The 23,003-nt window shown below is 32.5% G+C and carries 21 protein-coding genes; 10 read left to right on the top strand and 11 right to left on the bottom strand.

The window, feature by feature from the left end; translation table 11 throughout:
• Positions 1-21: 21 nt before the first annotated feature.
• From ACQYZ7_RS00825 to ACQYZ7_RS00875, 11 genes are all read right to left on the bottom strand, one after another.
• The gene (locus ACQYZ7_RS00825) at positions 22-1,092 is read right to left on the bottom strand and encodes a hypothetical protein (RefSeq protein ID WP_430727924.1); all 1,071 of its coding nucleotides are present in this window, start codon (positions 1,090-1,092) and stop codon (positions 22-24) included.
• 6 nt (positions 1,093-1,098) lie between these two features.
• Entirely contained in the window at positions 1,099-1,674 is a 576-nt protein-coding gene (locus ACQYZ7_RS00830) for a DUF4255 domain-containing protein (protein ID WP_430727925.1), read from the bottom strand.
• A 317-nt stretch (positions 1,675-1,991) separates the two neighbouring features.
• Complete coding sequence (gldA, locus tag ACQYZ7_RS00835; RefSeq protein ID WP_430727926.1) at positions 1,992-2,885, bottom strand: gliding motility-associated ABC transporter ATP-binding subunit GldA; 894 nt, start codon at positions 2,883-2,885, stop codon at positions 1,992-1,994.
• Positions 2,886-2,942: 57 nt separating this feature from the next.
• Complete coding sequence (locus ACQYZ7_RS00840; protein ID WP_430727927.1) at positions 2,943-3,428, bottom strand: dihydrofolate reductase; 486 nt, start codon at positions 3,426-3,428, stop codon at positions 2,943-2,945.
• Between the two features lie 18 nt (positions 3,429-3,446).
• Complete coding sequence (locus ACQYZ7_RS00845; protein ID WP_115901840.1) at positions 3,447-3,632, bottom strand: hypothetical protein; 186 nt, start codon at positions 3,630-3,632, stop codon at positions 3,447-3,449.
• 63 nt (positions 3,633-3,695) lie between these two features.
• Positions 3,696-4,520: a thymidylate synthase gene (locus ACQYZ7_RS00850; RefSeq protein WP_430727928.1), complete on the bottom strand. Its 825-nt coding sequence runs from the start codon at positions 4,518-4,520 to the stop codon at positions 3,696-3,698.
• 114 nt (positions 4,521-4,634) lie between these two features.
• Complete coding sequence (locus ACQYZ7_RS00855) at positions 4,635-4,817, bottom strand: hypothetical protein (protein WP_115901835.1); 183 nt, start codon at positions 4,815-4,817, stop codon at positions 4,635-4,637.
• A gap of 116 nt (positions 4,818-4,933) precedes the next feature.
• Positions 4,934-6,679, bottom strand: coding sequence for a NupC/NupG family nucleoside CNT transporter (locus ACQYZ7_RS00860; protein WP_430727929.1), 1,746 nt, complete (start codon positions 6,677-6,679; stop codon positions 4,934-4,936).
• A 15-nt stretch (positions 6,680-6,694) separates the two neighbouring features.
• Positions 6,695-7,312, bottom strand: a complete 618-nt coding sequence (locus tag ACQYZ7_RS00865; protein WP_430727930.1) for a bifunctional nuclease domain-containing protein — start codon at positions 7,310-7,312, stop codon at positions 6,695-6,697.
• A 148-nt stretch (positions 7,313-7,460) separates the two neighbouring features.
• A complete protein-coding gene (locus tag ACQYZ7_RS00870) occupies positions 7,461-8,414 on the bottom strand; it encodes an electron transfer flavoprotein subunit alpha/FixB family protein (protein ID WP_430727931.1) in 954 nt (317 codons plus the stop codon).
• Positions 8,415-8,516: 102 nt separating this feature from the next.
• Positions 8,517-9,257, bottom strand: a complete 741-nt coding sequence (locus ACQYZ7_RS00875) for an electron transfer flavoprotein subunit beta/FixA family protein (protein WP_430727932.1) — start codon at positions 9,255-9,257, stop codon at positions 8,517-8,519.
• A gap of 213 nt (positions 9,258-9,470) precedes the next feature.
• Between ACQYZ7_RS00875 and ACQYZ7_RS00880 the strand changes: the two genes are divergently transcribed.
• The 10 genes from ACQYZ7_RS00880 (at position 9,471) to ACQYZ7_RS00925 (ending at position 23,000) form a co-directional block, all read left to right on the top strand.
• Entirely contained in the window at positions 9,471-10,451 is a 981-nt protein-coding gene (locus tag ACQYZ7_RS00880) for a pyruvate dehydrogenase complex E1 component subunit beta (RefSeq protein WP_430727933.1), read from the top strand.
• Between the two features lie 76 nt (positions 10,452-10,527).
• Positions 10,528-13,056, top strand: a complete 2,529-nt coding sequence (locus ACQYZ7_RS00885) for a DUF5686 family protein (protein WP_430727934.1) — start codon at positions 10,528-10,530, stop codon at positions 13,054-13,056.
• Between the two features lie 103 nt (positions 13,057-13,159).
• A complete protein-coding gene (locus ACQYZ7_RS00890) occupies positions 13,160-13,687 on the top strand; it encodes an inorganic diphosphatase (protein WP_430727935.1) in 528 nt (175 codons plus the stop codon).
• 120 nt (positions 13,688-13,807) lie between these two features.
• Positions 13,808-16,246, top strand: a complete 2,439-nt coding sequence (locus ACQYZ7_RS00895) for a sodium-translocating pyrophosphatase (protein ID WP_430727936.1) — start codon at positions 13,808-13,810, stop codon at positions 16,244-16,246.
• A 67-nt stretch (positions 16,247-16,313) separates the two neighbouring features.
• A complete protein-coding gene (gene pabB / locus ACQYZ7_RS00900; protein WP_430727937.1) occupies positions 16,314-17,630 on the top strand; it encodes an aminodeoxychorismate synthase component I in 1,317 nt (438 codons plus the stop codon).
• Between the two features lie 68 nt (positions 17,631-17,698).
• Positions 17,699-18,211, top strand: coding sequence for a hypothetical protein (locus tag ACQYZ7_RS00905; RefSeq protein WP_430727938.1), 513 nt, complete (start codon positions 17,699-17,701; stop codon positions 18,209-18,211).
• The gene (locus ACQYZ7_RS00910; protein ID WP_430727939.1) at positions 18,212-19,036 is read left to right on the top strand and encodes a lysophospholipase; all 825 of its coding nucleotides are present in this window, start codon (positions 18,212-18,214) and stop codon (positions 19,034-19,036) included.
• A gap of 12 nt (positions 19,037-19,048) precedes the next feature.
• Positions 19,049-20,362 carry a tRNA lysidine(34) synthetase TilS gene (gene tilS, locus ACQYZ7_RS00915; protein WP_430727940.1) on the top strand — a complete coding sequence of 438 codons (1,314 nt, stop codon included), beginning with the start codon at positions 19,049-19,051 and terminating at the stop codon, positions 20,360-20,362.
• A gap of 24 nt (positions 20,363-20,386) precedes the next feature.
• Positions 20,387-22,348 (top strand): cytochrome c biogenesis protein CcdA, encoded by a 1,962-nt coding sequence (locus tag ACQYZ7_RS00920; protein WP_430727941.1) that lies wholly within the window; start codon positions 20,387-20,389, stop codon positions 22,346-22,348.
• A gap of 79 nt (positions 22,349-22,427) precedes the next feature.
• Complete coding sequence (locus ACQYZ7_RS00925) at positions 22,428-23,000, top strand: DUF4126 domain-containing protein (protein WP_430727942.1); 573 nt, start codon at positions 22,428-22,430, stop codon at positions 22,998-23,000.
• Positions 23,001-23,003: the final 3 nt, after the last annotated feature.

Raw genomic sequence — 23,003 nt, forward strand, 5'->3', positions numbered from 1 at the left:
GTTTTAAATTTTAATTTTTGTTTATATAAATACTTCCGAATAATAATCTTGCGACTCTTTCTTAATACTTTCTGGAGTGGGATTAGGGAAATAATAATCATCTTGTGGTTGTGGTGAGACATCTTGTTTGTCTATCTCTACACGTCCATTAAGTGTCAAAGGTTTTTCTTCCGATGTAGTCATTACGAGGTTTTCACTTTTTTTTGTGTAACGCCAAAAAGTGGATCTATTTTCAATACAAATAGCAAACTGAGGAAATTCCTCTAACAGACATTGTTTTGGTACATCAAACAATTGTGTTTGCTCATTCTTAACTAGTACTTCTTCTGTTAGGTTTGTGTTGTTATCTCCTGATATCTGGATTTGAACAATACCTATTACCCCGCTATTTTTAATTCTTTTCACAAAAGAATTGATAGTATCTATCACCTTTTGTTCTTCTTCATTTAAAGGAATAGCATTGATTATTTTAGACTCTATAACATCTAATTCTGAAGCTTCGATGTTTGCTATAGTTACTAAGTTTGGTGTAATTGTATCAAACTCCTTTTCACTTTCAAGTTGGTGTAATAGTTTTCTTGTTTCATTATCTGAAATCAAAAATAAACTCCATTTTTTTATTTCTGAAATTGTTTCAAATAAATTGATTGTTGAAGAGCTTTTGTTTGATAAGTAATATAGTTGCTGTTCTTTTTTTTCAATTATGTTAGAAAAGTTTTCAAAATAAGGGTGATCTACTTTTAAGTAAAAAGTTAACGTTAGTGAATCAGATAATGTAATTATTGGACTATATCTATTTACTTCTTGGTTTCCTTCTTCTGCAATTACTTCTAAAGTTTCTGATACTACTCGAATTCCTTTTTTATGGTTTCTAAGTAATAGTCTATAGTTTTTTAAACTTTTTTTGGTCTCTTTTGTAGGCTGAATTGATAAAAACTTGCTAATATCATATTGTTCTTCTAAACGTTTTTTTTCTTCATCTGTAAGAGGTGTTATTCCATTATTTCCTCCATTTAATTCAAAGAAAGTTCGTTCTCCTTCGTCTAGGAAGTAAGAGTGGTATATATTGATATTGAACAGTGTTTTGTACATAATCTTTTAATTTTTAATTATTGATTGTTGTTCAATACCAGAGACTACAGTACCTTCTTTAGTTACAATATCTCTTTCTATTTCTAGTAAAGTTATTTTATAAAGTACAGAAGGATATTGTTTTCCTCCTAAGGTTCCCCATATATAGTTTAACTCCTCAAACGAAGGAGTATATAGTTGTGTAATAAACTTAAAAGTCTTCAAGTCTCCCAATCCATCTATACCTTCAAAATTGGTGTTTTGATGAGTAAATACTTTTTTTCCTTGAAAGAAGGCTAATATTTTTGTTAGGCTCTTTAAAGACTCAGTATAACTAGATTTATCTACACTGAATAAAACATAAAGGTTTAAATATACTTTGGGGTTTCTATAACTAACTGAAGTTCCTTCTACACGATTGTTAGAAGTGTTTTTTAGTGCAAACTCTTCTTGTGTATTAATTAATGTTAATGAAATATCTGGGTTATTTCCTGGAGAATTCCCATCTCCTTCAGCCATAGCTATATTTGATAAGTCTACGGATTTTTCGTCGAAATAGGTGTTTAATTCCTCGGTAATGATTTGTAATACTTCAAAAATCATTTGATAGTAAGTTTGGTTAGTTTTTGCTTGTAGATTGAAGGGTTAGCAATCAGACATTGTAAAATTAACCTCTCTTACGAAGAGTAACCGCAATGAAAAACTCTTTTATAAAAGTAGTTTCTCCTAAAAATTTTTAAATAGAATTACAGGTGCTAAAAAGGGGGAAATCACCCTTACTTTTTTAAATAGGAAGTTTTAAATTTAACGAAAACCAAACAAAAACCTCTTTACGCACAGTATGTAAAGAGGTTTTTATTCTATAATTATTATTAAAGAGCTTATACTTGTTTATTTAGTTTTTCTTTTTCTATCAATTTTTATTGAGTTAACTCCCTAAATAGGCTTTCTAAGTTTTTGTTTTCTGCATTTAATCCAAGTATTTTCAAACCGTTTTCTTGTGCGAAGTCGAAAATTACTGGGCGCATATCTTCCGAAGTGTTAAAGGTTAATATCCAGTTATTTTCTAAGGTGTTTTTATACGCTGTAATATTAGGTAGGCGCTTTATAAATTGTTCTTCTAATTTATAATCAAACGTAACTTTGATTACCTGCTCATTATCCGTCTTAAGCTCCGAAATAGGTTTATTAATTACTATTTCACCTTTGCTTATAATTATAACTCGATCACACATTGCTTCTACTTCTTGCATAATGTGTGTTGACAACAACACTGTTTTATCTTTTCCTAGTTCTTTTATTAATTGACGTATTTCAACTAATTGATTTGGGTCTAATCCTGTTGTTGGTTCATCTAGAATCAACACTTCTGGATCATGCAATATAGCAGCAGCTAATCCTACTCGCTGACGGTATCCTTTTGATAGTTGATTGATTTTTTTATGTGCTTCTATCGTTAGTCCTACTTTTTCAATAATCTCATTTATCTTAGACTTTTCTGCCTTGTGTAAAGATCCTTGAAACTGTAAATATTCTCGCACATACATATCTAAATACAACGGATTATGCTCTGGTAAATAGCCTATGTTTTTTTGTGCTTCAATAGGGTTGGTTATTACATCTACTCCACTTACCAATACCGTTCCTTCTGAAGGTTGAATAAACCCTGTTAAGATTTTCATTGTTGTAGATTTACCTGCTCCATTTGGACCTAAAAAACCTACTATTTCTCCTTTCTCAGCTGAGAAGGAGATATTATTAACTGCTTTTTGTGCTCCGTATGTTTTTGTTATTGAAGTAAGTTCTATTGACATTTCGGTCTTTCTAAATATTAATGATGAGATTCTGAAATAAATTCAGAATGACAATAATTAATGTTTCTCGTAAGAAACGAAACTATAGTCGTATTTATTTTTTTCGTCAGCTTTAAAATCTTCTCGAGCTACTTCTTTCCATATGTTCTTATCTATTTTAGGAAAAAAAACATCTGCTTCGAACTCGTGATGTAAAACAGTGATATCTAATCTATCAACTAAATTTTGCTCTAAAGCTTCCTTGTAAACTTGCGCTCCACCGATTATAAACGCATCTTTTCCTTCTACTAACTCTATAGCTTGCTCAATACTATTTGCTATTAAGCACCCATCTATAAAGTAGTTATTATTTCGGGTAATAATTATTGATGTACGGTTAGGTAAAGGTTTTCCTATACTTTCAAAAGTATTACGTCCCATCAAAATAGCGTGTCCTGTAGTAACTTTTTTAAAGCGTTTTAAGTCGGCTGGTAAGTGCCAAATTAAGTCATTATCTTTCCCTAAAGCATTATTTTTTGCAATTGCAGCTATGAGTGTAATCATAAATTTAGTTTGTGTGGATTACATATTTTTCACCCATTCTTTAATATATCCTGTAAGGTCTCTTTTTTCTGTAGTAGCTTCTTCAAAAGTTTCATTTCTCATATTGTCAACCAACGTATGAATTGCTCTTAATACATTTTCATCGTTAATTTCAGCTATTTTATCGTAGAGATCTTCTTTTAAAACATCAACGTCTGTATTCATTTTATAACTTTTTAGGTGGTTTCTTACAAAGCTACTAAACAATATATATAAAATAAAGTTAAATTATACTGCTACAACTCCTTTTATGTGCGGATGAGGGTCGTACCCAACTAATTCGAAATCTTCAAAAGTAAAATCTTCAATATTTTTTATTGCTGAATTAATTTTCATCTTCGGAAGAGGTCTAGGTTCGCGTGATAATTGCAACTCTAACTGATCCATGTGATTATTATAAATATGTGCATCTCCAAATGTATGAACAAACTCTCCTGCTTCGTAACCGCAAACTTGTGCAATCATCATAGTAAATAACGCATATGATGCAATATTAAAAGGAACTCCTAAAAATATATCTGCACTACGTTGATACAATTGGCATGAAAGTTTTCCTTCTGCTACATAAAACTGAAAAAATGCGTGACATGGAGGAAGCGCTGCTTTTCCATTCGCTACATTTTCTGCAAATGATTTTGAAGTATCTGGTAAAACTGAAGGGTTCCATGCAGACACTAACATTCTACGGCTATTTGGGTTGCTTTTTAAGGTTTCAATTACTTCTTTCAACTGATCTATCTCGTCGCTATTCCAGTTACGCCATTGATGTCCATACACCGGGCCTAAATCTCCATTGTCATCAGCCCACTCATTCCATATACGTACACCGTTTTCTTGCAAATACTTAATATTTGTATCACCTTTTATAAACCATAATAATTCATAAATAATCGATTTTAGGTGTAACTTCTTAGTTGTTACCATAGGAAACCCTTCACTTAAATCAAATCGCATTTGATACCCAAAAACACTTTTTGTTCCTGTTCCTGTTCTATCTCCTTTTTCGTTTCCGTTATCTAAAACATGCTTTACTAAATCGTGATACTGCTTCATCCTTCTGCGTTTAACCGTTAAAATTATTGAATTGTTTAACAACGTAAAAATAAAAAAGCATCTACAAAAAATGTAAATGCTTTTAAAATTATATTAATAAGTTATCAACTATACTTATGCCCAAACACAAGTTCCATTACTTTGACAGTAACCGTAGTCACAAAACTCTTGACCGTTTGCAAACCTAGTACAACACATACGAGGTCCTTTACAGTAGGTATAACGACCTCCATTAATTTCGTTTTGCTCGTTTCTTGATAACGTTTTAATTCCTTTTAAACTTTTCAGTTTTTTCATGATAGATTTAATTTGGGGGGTTAATATTGGTATAAATATATCAAAAAAAGTGGACAAACAAAACTATCAATCTAAAAAACAAGCATTTAACAAAATACTTGTTTTTGTAAAGCATTCTAACCTATGATCATTCCTGCAATGGTTGCCGACATTAACGAAGCAATTGTACCTCCAATTAAAGCCTTCATACCAAATTCAGATAAGTTTTTACGTTGTCCTGGTGCTAGTGAACCAATTCCTCCAATTTGAATCCCGATAGAAGCAAAATTCGCAAAACCACATAACATATAAGTAGCCATAATTACTGACTTACTATAGGTTAAATGTGTAGCACTTGCTACATTCTTTAATTCTGCTAACTGGATATATCCTACAAATTCACTTGCAGCTAATTTAATACCTAATAACTGCCCCATCAACGCCATATCTTCTTTAGCAACTCCAATTAACCACATTAGAGGTGCAAAAGCATATCCTAAAATAAATTCTAATGATAAAGCCTCATAAGGTGTTGCCTCTGCAATTAATTCATTTAAAGAAGTAAACTTCCAACTGAAGTATTCAATTCCATCAAAACCTCCTAAGCTTCCTAAAATACCATTTATCATGGCTATGAATGCAATAAATACTAATAACATTGCTGCTACATTCATTGCTAACTGTAAACCTTCTGTTGTTCCATTGGCTATAGCATCTAAAATATTTGAACCAATTTTTTCTGATGAAACTTGTACATCTGTATTTACTTTTTCGGTTTGTGGATATAATATTTTTGAAATGATAATTGCTCCTGGCGCTGCCATTACTGACGCTGCTAACAAGTGTTTTGCATATAGTAACCGTAACATTTCATCATCTCCTCCTAAAAAGCCAATATAAGCTGCTAAAACTGCTCCTGCTACAGTAGCCATTCCTCCTATCATTACCAATAAGATTTCAGAACGGTTCATTTTTTCTAAATAAGCCTTAATTAACAAAGGTGCTTCTGTTTGACCTAAGAAAATATTTCCTGCTACTGATAAACTCTCAGCTCCAGAAATTTTCAAGAATTTAGATAACAACCAAGCTAAGCCTTTTACTACTTTTTGGATTAACCCTAAGTAAAACAATACTGATGTTAATGCTGAGAAGAATATAATTGTAGGTAATACTTGAAATGCAAAAATGAATCCAAATGAGTCCATATCTGCTACTAAACCACTGAATAAAAATTCACTTCCTGCTCTTGTAAAATCTAATACACTTACAAACAAACCCCCTACTAGCTCAAACGTTTTTTGTACAAAAGGGACTTTTAAAACTCCAATAGCTATTAGTAATTGAAAAGCTAATCCTAACCCTACCGTTTTCCAATCAATACCTCTTCGGTTTGCACTAAATAAAAAAGCAATAATTAGCAACGTTATCATTCCTAAAGTTCCTCTCCATAAACTTTGTATTGAGAAACCTTGACTTGGAATTATCTCACTTTTACTTTCTGCTACTTTCTCAGAGTCTTTTGCTAAAGCTACTTTTGGTTCTGTTGTAAAGTTATAAAGTATGTTTTTTTCTGAAAGTGTTAATACTTCATCTGTTAATTCAACTACATTATAATAGCGAACCGTATCGTTAGGTTGCTTGTAATTAAAAATTAATAAGTTGTTTTGATGAATATAGTTTCCTGAAGCTTGTAAACTATCTTTTTCTACTAATGAGTATGTAAAGTTTCCTTCTGATAAGGTAAAAACATCTATAGGGTCTATAGAAATAATAGAGTCTCCTTGCGTTGTTGTTATTGATGAGAAATTCCACTTTTTTTCAATGCTTTGGCTAAAAGTTATCATCGTAACGCAAAGCATTATGAAAGTAAATAGTTTCTTCATTTTTAATATTTTAAATTAAGAACGTTTGCTGATTTCATCACGAATTCTAGCTGCCAACTCATAGTTTTCATTAGCTACAGCATCGTTAAGTTGTTCGTGTAATTCTTTAAGTGATAAGTGTGAGTAGCTTCCTTCTTCTCCTTCTTCTTCCCCCTCTATTGAAAACTCGATTTCGTCTTCATCCGACTCCAAGTCTTCTTCAATTGTTAATTCTTCATCCAATTTTAGATAAATACCTGCCTTATCTAAAATGTTTTCATAGGTAAAAATTGGAGCTTCAAATCGAACTGCCAATGCTATTGCATCTGACGTTCTTGTATCAATAACCTCTTCTACTCCCTCTCGCTCGCAAATTAAGCTTGAATAAAATACACCATCAACTAATTTGTGTATAATTACTTGCTTAACAGTGATAGAAAACCTATCAGAAAACGTTTTAAATAAATCGTGAGTAAGTGGTCTTGGCGGACGAATTTCTTTTTCCAATGCTATTGCTATTGATTGTGCCTCAAATGCTCCTATGATTATAGGAAGTGTTCTGGTTCCTTCCATTTCACTCAGCACTAAAGCATATGCCCCACTTTGCGTTTGGCTATACGAAATTCCTTTTATAGTTAGTTTAATTAAACTCATGTACAATCAATCATCATAAAATACAAAAAAACTGTCTAAATTTAGGCCTTTTGCTTAAAATTTTAGACAGCCTTCTAAGGTGGGCACAATTTACTAAAAATTATGAGTTGAGCTCTAATTTCTAGAAAAAGAATAAATTACCACTATTTTATGCTTCTTTAAAAGCTTTTAATTTTTCTACTAACTGAGGTACAACTTCAAAAGCATCACCAACAATACCGTAATCAGCAGCCTTAAAGAAAGGTGCTTCAGGGTCTGTATTAATTACTACTTTTACTTTTGAAGCATTAATTCCTGCTAAATGCTGAATTGCTCCAGAAATACCTATAGCAATGTATAAGTTAGAAGCTACTGGTTTACCTGTTTGACCAACGTGCTCACTGTGAGGACGCCATCCTAAATCAGATACTGGCTTAGAACATGCAGTTGCTGCTCCTAAAACATCAGCCAATTCTTCAATCATTCCCCAGTTTTCTGGTCCTTTTAAACCTCTTCCTGCAGAAACAACAATATCAGCATCAGCAATCGTAACTTTTCCTGTTGCTCTATTAATATTTTCAGATTTCACTCCTAATTCAGGTAATGTAGCTTCAAAACCTTCAGCAGAACCACTTACTGCATTCTCATGCGCTCCGTAAGAGTTTTTAGCAACTCCTATTACTTTTTTATCTGTTGAAATTTCAGTGTTGTTAAATCCTTTATTTGAGAATGCTTTTCTCTTAACAACAAAAGGACTTGTACTACTTGGTAATGCCACTGCATTTGAAGCATATCCTGCCTCTAAAGCAACTGCTACTAATGGCGCTAATGTTAATCCATCAACACTAGAATCAATAATTACTGTAGTTGACCCTTTTGCTTCTGCTACTTGTTTAATAATTGAAGCATACCCTTTAGCATTAAAAGAAGTTAAATCGTTTTTTACTTCTACTACTTTTTCTGCTCCGTAAGTATATAATTCAGATGCATCTCCTCCATTAATAGTTAATACTATTAAATCATTCCCTAATTGCTCTGCTACTTTTTTTCCGTATGAAACAACTTCAAAAGCTGTTTTTTTGAATTTTCCTTCCGATGAATCGGCAAAAACTAATACAGACATATTTATTTATTTTTTTAGCCGTTAGCGGTTAGTTTATTAAGCTTAAACACTAACAAATATTTTTATTTTATTTTTTGAACTCTATTAAAACAATTTAACCGATTAAATCACCTTAGCTTCGTTATGTAATAAATCAACTAAATCATCAACATTATCAACTAACTTAACCGCTCCTTTTGGCGCTGGTTTTTCAAAATTTTGAGTTGCTGTTGCTGCTGGTGCTCCTGTAGGTTCAACTACATTTAATGGCTTTTTACGTGCCATCATAATACCTCTCATATTAGGAATACGTAAATCTTTTTCTTCTACGATCCCTTTTTGACCTGCAACTACCATTGGTAACGTTGAAGATACTTTTTCTTCACCTCCATCAATCTCTCTATTTAAAGTAGCATTTGTTCCGTCTATTTCAACACCAACACATCCATTAACGAAGTTAAAACCCAACAAAGAAGCTAACATTCCAGGAACCATTTGTCCATTATAATCAGCAGATTCTTTTCCTGCTAGCACTAAATCATATCCTCCATTTTTAACAACTTCAGCTAATTCTTTAGCAACCATAAATCCGTCAGTTGGCTCAGCGTTTACACGAATTGCATCATCTGCACCAATCGCTAAAGCTTTACGTAAAGTAGGCTCAGTAGAAGCTCCTCCAACATTCACTACAGTTACACTTGCTCCTTGCTTTTCTTTAAACCACATTGCACGAGTTAAACTAAACTCATCATATGGGTTTATAACATATTGAACCCCGTTAGTATCAAACTTTGTATCGTTATCAGTAAAGTTGATTTTTGAAGTAGTATCAGGTACGTGACTGATACAAACTAATATTTTCATATATCGTTGTTTTAAAGAAACTTAATTTTGTGCGACGAAGTTAAGGATTTTTTTTAATTTACTATGCACGCATAGTAAATTTTTTCCCTAACTTTAACCTGCCTCAAATTTAAGGTATTATTATCACTTAATCATTTGTTGATTTTAAAGCTACTATATTACCCCTATTTTTATTATTTTTGCACTCTTGATAAACAACTACTTATAAAACGTATGAAAACAGTACAATTTAGAGAAGCCGTTTGCGAAGCAATGACCGAAGAAATGCGCAGAGATGAAAGCATTTATTTGATTGGTGAAGAAGTTGCTGAGTACAACGGAGCATATAAAGCCAGCAAAGGCATGCTAGACGAGTTCGGTGCAAAACGTGTTATTGACGCTCCTATTGCCGAATTAGGTTTTGGTGGTATTGCTGTAGGATCGGCAATGAACGGTAATCGTCCTATTGTTGAATATATGACTTTCAATTTCTCATTAGTGGGAATTGACCAAATTATTAACAATGCTGCGAAAATCCGTCAAATGAGTGGTGGACAGTTTAACTGCCCTATTGTTTTCCGTGGACCAACGGCATCTGCTGGTCAATTAGCAGCAACACACTCGCAAGCTTTTGAAAGCTGGTTTGCAAACTGCCCTGGTTTAAAAGTAATTGTTCCTTCTAACCCATACGACGCGAAAGGTTTATTAAAAGCTGCCATTCGTGATGATGATCCAGTAATTTTTATGGAATCTGAACAAATGTATGGTGATAAAATGGAAATTCCAGAGGGAGAATATATTATTCCTATTGGGGTTGCTGACATCAAAAGAGAAGGTACTGACGTAACTGTAGTGTCTTTTGGTAAAATTATTAAAGAAGCTTACAAAGCTGCTGACGAATTAGCTAAAGAAGGAATTTCAATTGAAATTATTGATTTACGTACGGTTCGTCCAATGGATCATTATGCTATTTTAGAGTCTGTTAAAAAAACAAATCGTTTAGTTATATTAGAAGAAGCATGGCCTTTTGGAAGTGTTTCATCGGAAATTACATTTAGAGTACAAGACGAAGCGTTTGATTACTTAGATGCTCCTATAAAAAGAATTACTACCGCTGACACTCCTGCTCCATATTCTCCTGTATTATTAGAAGAATGGTTACCAAACGCAAGCGATGTTATATCAGCTGTAAAAGAGGTAATGTACCGCAAATAATTGAAGAAAAAAGAAATTGAAAATAAATTAAAATCCTTTTGACTCACGTCAAAAGGATTTTATAGTAAAAAAAATAATGAAACATTTTCTTAACTTACTATTACTACTAACTGCCAGTGCTTTAAGCGCACAATTAACCATACAAGGTAAAGTAGTTGATGAGTTTAACACTCCAATGCCTTTCGTTAATGTAATTCTAAAAAACACCACACATGGAACCACAACAGACGATAACGGTAAGTTTTATTTAAAAACAAATAAATATAGAGGCGTACTCGAAATATCTTTTGTAGGATTCCAAACTCAAACCATAAAAGTTAGTCAAAAGACAAAGTTTTTAAGCGTTGTTTTAAAAGAGGAAAGCAATGAGTTAGAAGAAGTTGTTATTGTTACTAAACCTAAAAAACGCTTAAAGAAAAAAGAAAATCCTGCTTACAGAATTTTAAAAGAAATATGGAAACGTAAACGAAAAAATGGACTTGATTTAGTTAACCATTATCAATATAAAAAAAATACCTCTATAGAAATTGGTCTAAACAATTTAGACACTTTGTTTTTGAAAAAAATATTCAAGAAAGAATATAAACAAGCACTTCAAGAAATAAAGTATGATAGTGATGGGATAAACTACTACATTCCTATTTATTTAAATGAACAAGTTGCCAAAGTTTATGGCGATAATAAAAACAACAATATTAGAGAAGATATAGAAGCAGAAAAATCTGAAGGATTAAGCGCTCAAGGTTTTATTTTTGACCGAATGGCTAACACTTTTCAAAATATTGATGTTTTTAAAAATAATATAACACTACTTCAAAAACCTTTTATTAGTCCTTTATCTACTGATGGGTTTTCTACGTACGACTACGTCTTATACGATAGTATTGTCAACAATAATAAAAAACTATACAATATATACTTCTTCCCAAGAAGAGATGGAGATTTAGCTTTTCAAGGGAATTTTTGGGTAGCTGATAAAAACTTCTCTATCAAGAAACTAAAAATGAAAGTCCATAAAAGCATTAACTTAAACTTTGTAAGAGGACTTAGTTTTGAAAAAGAATTTGAGGTACGAAACGACAGTATTTACATTCCTATTAAAAATGCTTATGAGGGTGATTTTACGTTCATAGATAAAAATGAAAGCAACAAAGGGTTAACAATTAAAAAGAATATTACTTTTAAGAATTACGTCTTAAATAAAGCTTTTCCTAAAAATTTCTACGAACAAACTATTGAAAAGATTAGACCTGATCAATATAAAAAGGAAGAGTCGTACTGGGAGACTGTTCAAACTGATGAAAGTAAAAGTACACATAAGTTAATTGAAAGTGTTAAAGAAAAGAAACAAATAAAAAACCTAACTGGCTTAATAAACACAGTAGCTAGCGGCTACATTAACACAAACATTGGTGTGCAAATAGGCCCTCTATGGACTGCTTTTGCTAACAATCAAGTAGAAGGATTTAGAACTAAAATGGGGTTTCGAACCTTTGTAACTAAAGATGATCGTTTTCGTCTAGGAGGTCATATTGCTTACGGTTTTAAAGACAAAAGAGTAAAGTATGGTGCAGAGGCTCGCTATCTTTTATCTTACAAACCAAGAATTGCCGTTGGTGTTGCTTACCAAAATGATATTGAACAGTTAGGTAGTACTCTACTAAATACAACGCAACTTTTAGGAAGAAGCTTTGGAACAACTGCATTATTTTCAAGAGGAGACAATTTCTTTTTATCAGATATTGAAAAAATAGCTACGAACTTCGATTATCAAATTCAACAAAACCTACATTTAGGATTTAATTTTTCTCATTCAAAAATAACTTCAGCTTCTGAGAAAGATTTCTCTATGAATTATAGAGATGAAAACGGAAACGTTCAATCACAAGTAACCGATGTTGCTTCCGATATTTATGTTTCATTCACTCCAGGAAGATTTGTATACGGATTAGGTGTAGAAAGACGTTTTGGAAAAAACGTGTTCCCTACTTTCGTATTAAACTACCGAAGAGGCTATAAAGGTCCTTTTAATGGAACCCATAGTTATGATAAAATCCAATTCAAATATAGTCAACCAATTTTACTAAGTAAGTTTGGAACATTAGACGCTAGTTTTGAAGCAGGAAAAACATTTGGTACTGTTCCTGTCGCTTTATTAAGCCCAGTTCCTGCCAACCAAACATTCTCATTAGTTAAAGACACTTTTGCTTTACTTAATTACTACGATTTTGTTACCGATGAATATTTAGCAGGACATTTTGAACATCATTTTAATGGTTATATTTTGAATAGAATACCGCTATTAAAAAAATTAAAACTAAGAAGTTTAGTTTCTTTTAGAGCTGCTTACGGAAACATTTCACAACAAAATAGAGCTATAAACGATGGATTAGTTAATAGTAGTGGAGCACCTAACGTTAACTACAATGCTCCAAACAAACTATACTATGAATACAGTGTTGGATTAGAAAATATTGGATATGGTAACTTGCGTTTTCTAAGAATTGACGCTATTTGGAGAAGCAACTATACACCTCCAACAGGCTCAATTGTTGCTCCAACACCTAAGTTCGCAATCCGTATAGGTATTAAACCCGGCTTATAATCATACATTTAACCATAAATTACCTTTATTTTTTCTTTAAAAAAACTAATAAATCACTACTTTTGCAAACCGATTTTAGAAAACGAAGAAAAGTTTAGAATATATGACCGCAAAAGAAAGAAAGACAGTTGATGTTTTAATTGAAATACCAAAAGGAAGTAGAAACAAGTACGAATACGATTTTGATTTAGGAAAAATTCGTTTTGATAGAATGTTATTCTCATCAATGATGTACCCTGGAGACTATGGATTTATTCCTCAAACTTTAGCATTAGATGGAGATCCTTTAGATGTTTTAGTTTTAGGTGCTGAACCAACTTTCCCGATGTGTGTTATGGAAGTAAAACCAATTGGTGTTTTCCATATGGCAGACGAAAAAGGACCAGACGAAAAAATTGTTTGTGTACCAGTATCTGATCCAATTTGGAACAGATATAACAACATCACTGACTTAAACCCACACCGTCAAAAAGAAATCACACATTTTTTCCAAGTATACAAAGACTTAGAAAAGAAAAAAGTTGATATTGGAGACTGGGGTGATGCAGATGAAGCATACGAAATTTTAGATAAATGTTTAGAGCGTTATGAAAATAGCGAGCATAAAGCAAATGGAGATTTTATCATTTAATATGTAAAATTCATCTTATATAAAAACAAAAAACCTCTCAGTAACAACTGAGAGGTTTTTTGTTTAGTTATTGATTTTGTTATATTTACGAACACTTATAACTAATCAAATAACAATAACATGAAACAAAACATAATATATGTGCCAATACTATTGGCTATTTTAGGACTCATTTTTATGTACATAAAAATGGCCTGGGTAAAAAAGCAAGATCCTGGAAATGAAAAAATGCAATCCATTTCAAAAAGTATTAAGGAAGGAGCTCTCGCTTTTTTAGCTGCCGAGTATCGACTACTATTAATCTTTGTAGTTATTGCTTCATTAGCTTTATTTGGAATCTCTCAACTAGTAGAAACTACAAGTATCATGATTGTTCCTGCTTTTATTATAGGAGCAATTTTTTCTGCTTTAGCAGGAAATATAGGAATGCGTATAGCAACCGATGCTAACGCAAGAACAGCAGAAGCTGCCAAAACTAGCTTACCTCAAGCACTAAAAGTGTCTTTTGGCGGTGGAACAGTAATGGGGTTAGGAGTAGCAGGCTTAGCCGTTTTAGGACTAAGTTTATTCTTTTTATTATTCGTTGGTCAATTTATTACAGATGGCGGAAACTTCTACAATGAAATGACCGTTGTTTTAGAAGCCTTAGCTGGTTTTTCTTTAGGAGCTGAATCAATTGCTTTATTTGCTCGTGTTGGTGGAGGTATTTACACCAAGGCTGCCGATGTAGGTGCCGATTTAGTAGGAAAAGTAGAAGCAGGAATTCCTGAAGATGATCCTCGTAACCCAGCAACCATTGCTGATAACGTTGGTGATAATGTTGGTGATGTTGCAGGTATGGGAGCCGATTTATTTGGTTCATACGTAGCGACTGTATTAGCAGCCATGGTACTAGGAAACTATGTTATTAGAGACATGTCGATAACTTCTCCTTTTTCTGACGCCTTTAACGGAATGGGGCCAATATTACTTCCTTTACTAATTGCAGGAGTCGGTATCGTAGCATCAATCATCGGAACTTTTTTAGTAGGAATCAAAGACAATACGGCTAAAGAAGCTCAAGTACAAAAAGCATTAGATACTGGAAACTGGGCTGCCATTATTTTAACATTAATAGCTAGTTTTTTCTTAATTAAGTGGATGCTTCCTGAAACGATGCACATGAAGTTCTTTGGAGAAGGTTTTAAAGAAGTAGTATCTATCAATGTGTTTTGGTCAGCCTGTATTGGTTTAGCAGTTGGAGCATTAATTTCTGTGGTAACTTCTTACTATACAAGTTTAGGTAAAAAACCTGTATTAAGTATTGTTCAAAACAGTGCTACTGGTGCAGGAACCAATATTATTGCTGGTTTAGCAGTAGGTATGAAATCTACTTTCTTATCTGTTTTATTATTTGCCGCTGCTATTTATGGTTCTTATTATTTCGCAGGATTTTACGGAGTAGCTTTAGCGGCTTCTGCAATGATGGCTACAACCGCTATGCAATTAGCTATTGATGCTTTCGGACCTATAGCCGATAATGCAGGAGGAGTTGCTGAAATGAGTGAGCTAGAAGATCACGTTCGTGAGCGTACCGATATTTTAGATTCAGTAGGAAATACCACTGCTGCTGTCGGTAAGGGGTTTGCCATTGCTTCCGCTGCCTTAACAGCTTTAGCCTTGTTTGCTGCCTATGTTACTTTCACAGGAATTGACGGAATTAACATTTTTAAAGCAAATGTTTTGGCTATGCTTTTTGTTGGAGGAATGATTCCAGTAATATTTTCAGCATTAGCAATGCAATCTGTAGGAAAAGCTGCTATGGAAATGGTGCACGAAGTACGTCGTCAATTTAAAGAAATTCCAGGAATTATGGAAGGGACAGGTACACCTGAATATGCAAAATGTGTGGATATTTCAACCAAAGCTGCTTTAAAAGAAATGATTTTACCAGGATTAATCACCATAATCACCCCTATTCTTATCGGGTTATTGTTTGGTGCTGAACCTTTAGGAGGTTATATGGCTGGTGTTTGTGTATCGGGTGTTATGTGGGCTATTTTCCAAAATAATGCTGGTGGCGCATGGGATAACGCTAAAAAATCGTTTGAAGCTGGTGTTGAAATCAATGGAGAAATGACTTATAAAGGTTCTGATGCGCATAAAGCAGCTGTAACGGGAGATACTGTTGGTGACCCTTTTAAAGATACTTCTGGACCATCAATGAATATTTTAATTAAGCTTACCTGTTTAGTAGGTTTAGTTATTGCTCCAATACTAGGTGGTCATACTTCTTCTGAAATACATGAAGAAACAGAAAATAGTAAAGTTTGGATTGATAAAGATGGAGAAAAGCATGAGGTAAAACTTTCTACTGATGCTGAATTCACTACAGAAAATAAAATGGAAAACATCGTTAAAGTAAATATTGAAAAGAATGATGATGGTACTGCTAAAGCTACTATTACTACTACAATTATTAAAAACGGTGAAGAAAAAACTGAAGAAAAAACTTTTGAAGGTACCTTAGAAGAGGTTGAAAATAAAATAAAAGCCTACGAAAGTTCAAAAAAAGAATAAGACCCCAAATCATATAAAACCTAAACCCGATAGTAGTATTTCTATCGGGTTTCTTATTTTTGTAGCGATGTCAAGAACTGTCCGTATTTTTTCCATAGACACCCCTAAACTTTTCAAGCAAAAACTATTTGTTTGGGCTAAACAATTTGAAACTGCTGTTTGGTTAGATTCTAACAACTATGAACAACAGTACAGTTCTTTCGATTGTGCTTTAGCTGTAGAAGAGTTTACTTCTATTAAAACAGATTACTACAATGCTTTCGAAAAACTTAAAGAATATCAGTCTTTTACCAAAGACTACATATTTGGTTATATTAGTTATGATGTTAAAAATGATACTGAAAGACTAAGTTCAAACAATTTTGATGGACTTCATTTTCCTGACCTGTATTTTTTTCAACCTCAAAAGTTAATTTTCATCAAAGGAGATACAGTTGAATTTCATTACTTACAAATGATTGATGATGAATTGGAAGAAGATTTTGAAGATATCATTGAAACTAATCCTACTATTCAAAATCATCAACAAGATGAAACAAATGAAGTAAAAATAAAACTACGCATTCACAAAGATGAATACCATGAAAAAGTAGAAAAAGTCTTAGAGCATATTCATAGAGGAGATATTTACGAGGCTAACTTCTGTCAAGAATTCTATGCAGAAAACACAGTTATAAATCCATACAAAGTATATACACAGCTAAACGGAATATCAGAACCTCCTTTCGCTACTTTTTTTAGAAATGACAATCATTACTTACTGTCTGCTACTCCCGAGCGATATATTAGAAAAGAGGAATCAAAAATTATTTCGCAACCTATAAAAGGAACAGCAAAACGTTTGATTGATCCTATTGAAGATAATAAAATTGCTTTTGATTTAGCTCGTGATGAAAAAGAACGATCAGAAAATATTATGATTGTAGATTTGGTACGTAACGACTTATCAAGAACAGCTAAAAAAGGAAGTGTTCAAGTAGAAGAACTATGTAAAGTATACTCGTTTAAACAAGTACACCAAATGATTTCTACTGTAGTTTCAGAAATTGAAAACACCGCACATCCAGTTGATGTAATTAAAGACACTTTTCCGATGGGAAGTATGACTGGAGCTCCTAAAATTTCAGCTATGAAAATTATTGAAGAATTAGAAGAAACCAAACGTGGTTTATACTCTGGTACTGTAGGCTACTTTACTCCAAATGGTGATTTTGACTTTAACGTAGTTATCCGAAGTATTTTATACAATGCAGAAAACAAATACGTTTCATACTCAGTTGGTGGTGCTATTACAGCAAAATCTACTCCAGAAAAAGAATACGAAGAATGTTTGTTAAAAGCCAAGGCCATGAAGTATGTTTTAACACACACTAACAAAAGTTAACTATATTTATAGCAAATACTCATAATTAGTATTAATAATCAACAAACTATTACAAAAAATAAAAAGAGATGAAAAACACACTTAAAATTATACTTTTCGTTGCTATCATTGCAACAGTTACTTCTTGTAAAGTAAACAAATATTCCTTTTTAAATGACTACCCAACTAAAACTGTTCCTTTAATTGACAGTACAAACTTTAGTAATCATGTAGAAGGTAAACTGTTAACCAAGCCTCAACAAAAACTTTTAAAACTTCCTTCTATTTTTGAAGAGCAATTAAACAATGAAAAAGCTAAAGTTGGTGTTTCTTATCTTCCAAAAATTTCAGAAAAATTTCAATCAGTAGTATATTATTTTTACCCTAATAACACTGAACTAATCTCTATGCTAGTAAACTATGATGACAAGTTTAATATTATCAATAGTCAAGTATTAGCTTATGATGAAATAGCAGAAGGCATGTTAAAAACTACCTCTACTCTTAATACAAACAGTATTGAATTAGTAGAATATATTTCTGACTCTCCTTCTACTATTATTTTCAATATTTTAGAAGACGGAAACATTACTAGAGACTAGATGACACATAACACATTTACATTTAACTTTCAAAAAACTGAGTTTTTTGGTCAATATTGGAGCCCTGAAAGCGTAAAAGCTATCATAGTACTAATTCACGGAATGGGAGAACATTCTGGCAGATATGAACACGTTGCCAAAAAACTAACTGATAATAATTTTGGTGTAATTGCTTTTGATCACTTCGGTCATGGTAAGACAACAGGAAAAAGAGGACACAATCCAGGTTACAATTATGTATTAAAAAGCATTACTAAACTGATTGAAAAAGCTAAGGAGATTTTTGGCGACAAGCCTGTCTTTTTATACGGGCATTCTATGGGAGGGAATACTGTCGTTAATTACACACTTAGAAAAGAACACAACCTAAAAGGAGTTATAGCTACAAGTCCGTTTTTACGTTTGGCTTTTCAACCACCCGCGTGGAAACTTTCGTTAGGAAAAGTAATACAAAAAATAGCTCCTTCAATTACTTTAGGGAATGAATTAGACGTTAATGATGTATCACGTGATCCTATTGAAGTTAAAAAATATAGTAATGACCCATTGGTTCACGATAAAGTAAGTCCTAACTTCTCTTTATCTTTTATTGATGCTGGTGAATGGGCTATTAAAAATGCTTCCTCTTTAAAAACCCCAATGTTATTACTTCATGGTACAGGGGATAAAATCATTGATTATAAAGGAACAGAAGCATTTGCTAGCAACACACCTAAGGCCAGTATTAAATTATATGAAGGCGGATATCATGAGTTACAAAATGACTTATGCAAAGAAGAGATGCTACAAGATGTTGTTAACTGGTTAAACACTCAATTACAATAGTCACTTATCTATATGCTTCAAAGGTTAGCAACACATATTGACGAACAATTTTCTTTTTTAAAAGAAAAAAAGTTGCTTATTGCTATTTCTGGAGGCGTTGACAGTGTGGTGCTAACCCATTTGTTCCATCAACTACAATTTAATATTTCATTAGCACACTGTAATTTTCAACTAAGAGGAGAAGAAAGTGTTTTAGATGAAGTATTTGTTAAAGAGTTAGGAAAAAACTTGAATATCCAAACGTTTATAACACACTTTAATACGAATGCATATGCTACAGAAAACAAACTATCAATACAGTTAGCAGCAAGAGAACTGCGTTACAATTGGTTTGATAAACTAAATCAAGAAAATACTTTTGATTATACCTTAACAGCGCATCATGCTGACGATAATTTAGAAACCTTTTTAATTAATCTTAGTCGCGGTACAGGTTTAGAAGGCTTGACAGGCATCCCTTCAGTTAATAAAAATGTTGTTAGACCTTTACTTATTTTTTCACGTGAAGAAATTCTAAATTTTGCAAAACAGAACAATATTGAATGGCGTGAAGATAAAAGTAATGCTGAAACAAAATATTTAAGAAACAAGATTCGTCATCAAATAACACCTACACTAAAAGAACTGAACCCCAGTTTTTTAGATAACTTTAATAAAACAATTGGTTATTTAAAAGAATCTCAGCAAATTGTTACTGATAAAATAGAAGAAATCACCAATGAAATCGTTTCAAAAGAAGATGATTTATTAAAAATAAATATCGAGAAACTGTTAAAGTTATCCAACCCAAAAGCATACCTATACCAGCTGTTAAAGCCTTATAAATTCAAGGAATGGAACGATGTTTATAACTTAGTTTACGCTCAGTCTGGTAAGCAGATTTTAACAAAATTTTATACTTTGTTGAAAGACAGAGATTTTTTATTACTTTTACGCACTAATGAAAAAAGTTCTTTTGAGGACGAATATTTCATTATAAGGGAGGAAAACAAAGAAATTACAGCACCAATCAGGCTGCTACTAAAAAGGGTTCAAAAAAAAACTAATACTAATAGTAATAGTATTTACGTTGATGGTGAACTACTTAACTTTCCCCTAAAACTTAGGCGGTGGAACTCCGGCGACTTTTTTTATCCCAAAGGAATGTTAGGACGTAAAAAAGTAAGTAAGTATTTTAAAGACGAAAAAATATCAATAGTAAACAAAAATAAAATTTGGTTGCTCTGTTCCAGTAAAAATGAGATTATTTGGATTATTGGAAAACGACAAGATAGACGCTTTTTACCAACAGAAAAAACAACCAAACTATTAAAAATTAGTATTTAATTAACCCCATCAAACTACAATAGAATGAAAAAATTCTTTACTCTATTTTTATTATTCATAGGTTTAGCGGTATATTCTCAATCTGACGATAACCCCGTAGTTGTTACTCCTAAAGTAGAGAAAATCTCTGATACTGAGTACGACTTAATTTTTGACGTGTTAATTGCTGAAGACTGGCATTTATACTCTCAGTATAACCCAGAAGACGCTTCACTACCTATGACAATTGCTCCAGCAGAAGGGCAATCTGGATATACCTTAAATGGTAAGGCCAAAGAAAGCGAAACAGAAACTCAGTTTAGTGAAATCTGGGGAAAAGACGAAATATTTTTTGTTGAAGAAGGTAAAATAATACAAAGAATTACTGTTTCTGACTCTACATTAACAAAAATTACATTAAATCTTGATGCACAAGTTTGTAAAGAATACTGTTTACCTTTTGATGAAGATTTTACATTTTCTTTAACGGGTGAAAAAGTAGCACAAACTGTTGCTGAAGTAGATGATAAGAGTAAAGAATTGTCTCAATCTTTAAACTTAGATTTAAAGAACACTGTTTTATTAAAAAGTTCAACTGATTCAAATTCAGGAGAAGATGAAGATAATAGTTTATTAAACATTTTCTTATTAGGTTTTGTAGGTGGTTTGTTAGCTTTTTTAACTCCATGTGTATTTCCAATGGTTCCTTTAACTGTATCTTTCTTTACAAAACGTACAGAGAAAAAAGGAAAAGGTGTTGGTAGTGCTGTTTTATACGGTTTCTTTATCGTGTTAATCTATGGATTAATAAGTCTTCCTTTCCATTTCTTAGATACATTAGATCCTGAAATTTTAAATAGTATTTCAACAAATATTTGGTTAAACTTATTTTTCTTTGTTATTCTAATATTCTTCGCAGGTTCATTCTTCGGTTTTTATGAATTAACATTACCCAGTTCTTGGAGTAATAAAGCTGATAGCGCCTCTAATGTTGGAGGACTAATCGGAATTTTCTTCATGGCATTAACTTTAGCTATCGTATCATTCTCTTGTACAGGTCCTATTTTAGGATCTTTATTAGCAGGATCTTTAAGTGGAGGAGCGACACAATTATCAGTAGGTATGGTTGGATTTGGTTTAGCTTTAGCATTACCATTTGCATTATTTGCTATGTTCCCTAACTGGTTAAACACATTACCAAAGTCTGGTGGATGGTTAAACACTGTTAAAGTTGTTTTAGGATTTATAGAATTAGCTTTTGCTTTTAAATTCTTATCAAACGCTGACTTAGTAGGTCACTGGGGATTATTAAAAAGAGAAATTTTCATTGGTATTTGGGCTTTTATTGCATTTTTACTCGCACTTTACTTATTTGGATTTATTGGTAAAAAATACGGTAAAATAACTCTTTTTAGAGTGTTATTAGGATTAGGTTCTTTAGGTTTAGCAGTGTATTTAGCTCCTGGAGTTATGGAAAAACCTGCTTGGAGTCAAAATGAATTATTAAGTGGTTTTGCACCTCCTAAATTCCACAGTATTTACCAAAAAGACAACCACTGTCCTCTTAACTTAAACTGTTTTAAGGATTTTGACGAAGGTGTTGCTTACGCAAAATCAGTTAACAAACCTGTATTATTAGACTTTACTGGTTGGGCATGTGTAAACTGTCGTAAAATGGAAGAAAATATTTGGAGTCAACCAAACATATATTCTTTAATTAATGATGATTATGTATTAATTTCATTATATGTAGATGACCACCAAAGAACCTTACCAGAAGAACAACAATTCGACTTTATTAAGTCTAACGGAAAAGTAAAGAGAATTAGAACTTATGGTGATAAATGGGCTACATTACAGGCAGCTAACTTTAAAACAGCTTCTCAGCCTTTTTATGTATTAATGAGTCCAGAATTAGAGGTATTAAACTCACCTCAACAATATACAGATCATACAACATACTACAATTGGTTAAAAACTGGTTTAGACAGATTTAACTCTAACTAATTTTAGTATTAATACTATATATTTAAAAGCCTCTTTTTTAAAAAAGAGGCTTTTTTTTATATCTTTCAATAAAAAACACATGACACCAGAAACAATTATCAGCATATTTTTAGGAATTGGCTTAGCTGCTTCCGTAGGTTTTAGAGTTTTTCTACCATTGTTTGCTTTAAGCCTTGCTGGATATTATAATATTATCCCTTTAAATGAAAACTGGGCTTGGGTAGCAAGCTCAACAGCTATCATAACCTTGGGAGTAGCCACCATTTTAGAAGTATTTGCATATTATATTCCTTGGTTTGATAATTTACTCGATACAATAGCAATTCCATTAGCAGCTATTGCTGGTACCGCCGTTATGGTTTCAACCGTAGCAGATTTATCGCCAGTTATTACTTGGGCTTTAGCAATTATTGCTGGTGGAGGGACAGCATCAGCTATAAAAGGTACTGCTGCTTCTACTCGACTTACTTCTACAGCAACAACTGCAGGAGTTGCAAATCCTATTATTTCAACTGTTGAAACAGGCACCTCAGTAGTTATGTCTGCCCTTTCTATTTTTTTACCTGTAGTAGCTATTATTTTAGTTGTTTTAATATTTATTGGTATTCGTAAAATGTATAAGTATATTTTTCCTAAATCTAAAAAGGCATAATTC

It is taken from the genome of Tenacibaculum sp. SDUM215027 (genome assembly GCF_050566205.1).
Lineage (GTDB): Bacteria > Bacteroidota > Bacteroidia > Flavobacteriales > Flavobacteriaceae > Polaribacter.

Coding starts and splice junctions, on each gene's coding strand:
- ACQYZ7_RS00825 (WP_430727924.1), bottom strand. CDS start 1,092: ATGTACAAAACACTGTTCAATATCAATATATACCACTCTTACTTCCTA.
- ACQYZ7_RS00830 (WP_430727925.1), bottom strand. CDS start 1,674: ATGATTTTTGAAGTATTACAAATCATTACCGAGGAATTAAACACCTAT.
- gldA (WP_430727926.1), bottom strand. CDS start 2,885: ATGTCAATAGAACTTACTTCAATAACAAAAACATACGGAGCACAAAAA.
- ACQYZ7_RS00840 (WP_430727927.1), bottom strand. CDS start 3,428: ATGATTACACTCATAGCTGCAATTGCAAAAAATAATGCTTTAGGGAAA.
- ACQYZ7_RS00845 (WP_115901840.1), bottom strand. CDS start 3,632: ATGAATACAGACGTTGATGTTTTAAAAGAAGATCTCTACGATAAAATA.
- ACQYZ7_RS00850 (WP_430727928.1), bottom strand. CDS start 4,520: ATGAAGCAGTATCACGATTTAGTAAAGCATGTTTTAGATAACGGAAAC.
- ACQYZ7_RS00855 (WP_115901835.1), bottom strand. CDS start 4,817: ATGAAAAAACTGAAAAGTTTAAAAGGAATTAAAACGTTATCAAGAAAC.
- ACQYZ7_RS00860 (WP_430727929.1), bottom strand. CDS start 6,679: ATGAAGAAACTATTTACTTTCATAATGCTTTGCGTTACGATGATAACT.
- ACQYZ7_RS00865 (WP_430727930.1), bottom strand. CDS start 7,312: ATGAGTTTAATTAAACTAACTATAAAAGGAATTTCGTATAGCCAAACG.
- ACQYZ7_RS00870 (WP_430727931.1), bottom strand. CDS start 8,414: ATGTCTGTATTAGTTTTTGCCGATTCATCGGAAGGAAAATTCAAAAAA.
- ACQYZ7_RS00875 (WP_430727932.1), bottom strand. CDS start 9,257: ATGAAAATATTAGTTTGTATCAGTCACGTACCTGATACTACTTCAAAA.
- ACQYZ7_RS00880 (WP_430727933.1), top strand. CDS start 9,471: ATGAAAACAGTACAATTTAGAGAAGCCGTTTGCGAAGCAATGACCGAA.
- ACQYZ7_RS00885 (WP_430727934.1), top strand. CDS start 10,528: ATGAAACATTTTCTTAACTTACTATTACTACTAACTGCCAGTGCTTTA.
- ACQYZ7_RS00890 (WP_430727935.1), top strand. CDS start 13,160: ATGACCGCAAAAGAAAGAAAGACAGTTGATGTTTTAATTGAAATACCA.
- ACQYZ7_RS00895 (WP_430727936.1), top strand. CDS start 13,808: ATGAAACAAAACATAATATATGTGCCAATACTATTGGCTATTTTAGGA.
- pabB (WP_430727937.1), top strand. CDS start 16,314: ATGTCAAGAACTGTCCGTATTTTTTCCATAGACACCCCTAAACTTTTC.
- ACQYZ7_RS00905 (WP_430727938.1), top strand. CDS start 17,699: ATGAAAAACACACTTAAAATTATACTTTTCGTTGCTATCATTGCAACA.
- ACQYZ7_RS00910 (WP_430727939.1), top strand. CDS start 18,212: ATGACACATAACACATTTACATTTAACTTTCAAAAAACTGAGTTTTTT.
- tilS (WP_430727940.1), top strand. CDS start 19,049: ATGCTTCAAAGGTTAGCAACACATATTGACGAACAATTTTCTTTTTTA.
- ACQYZ7_RS00920 (WP_430727941.1), top strand. CDS start 20,387: ATGAAAAAATTCTTTACTCTATTTTTATTATTCATAGGTTTAGCGGTA.
- ACQYZ7_RS00925 (WP_430727942.1), top strand. CDS start 22,428: ATGACACCAGAAACAATTATCAGCATATTTTTAGGAATTGGCTTAGCT.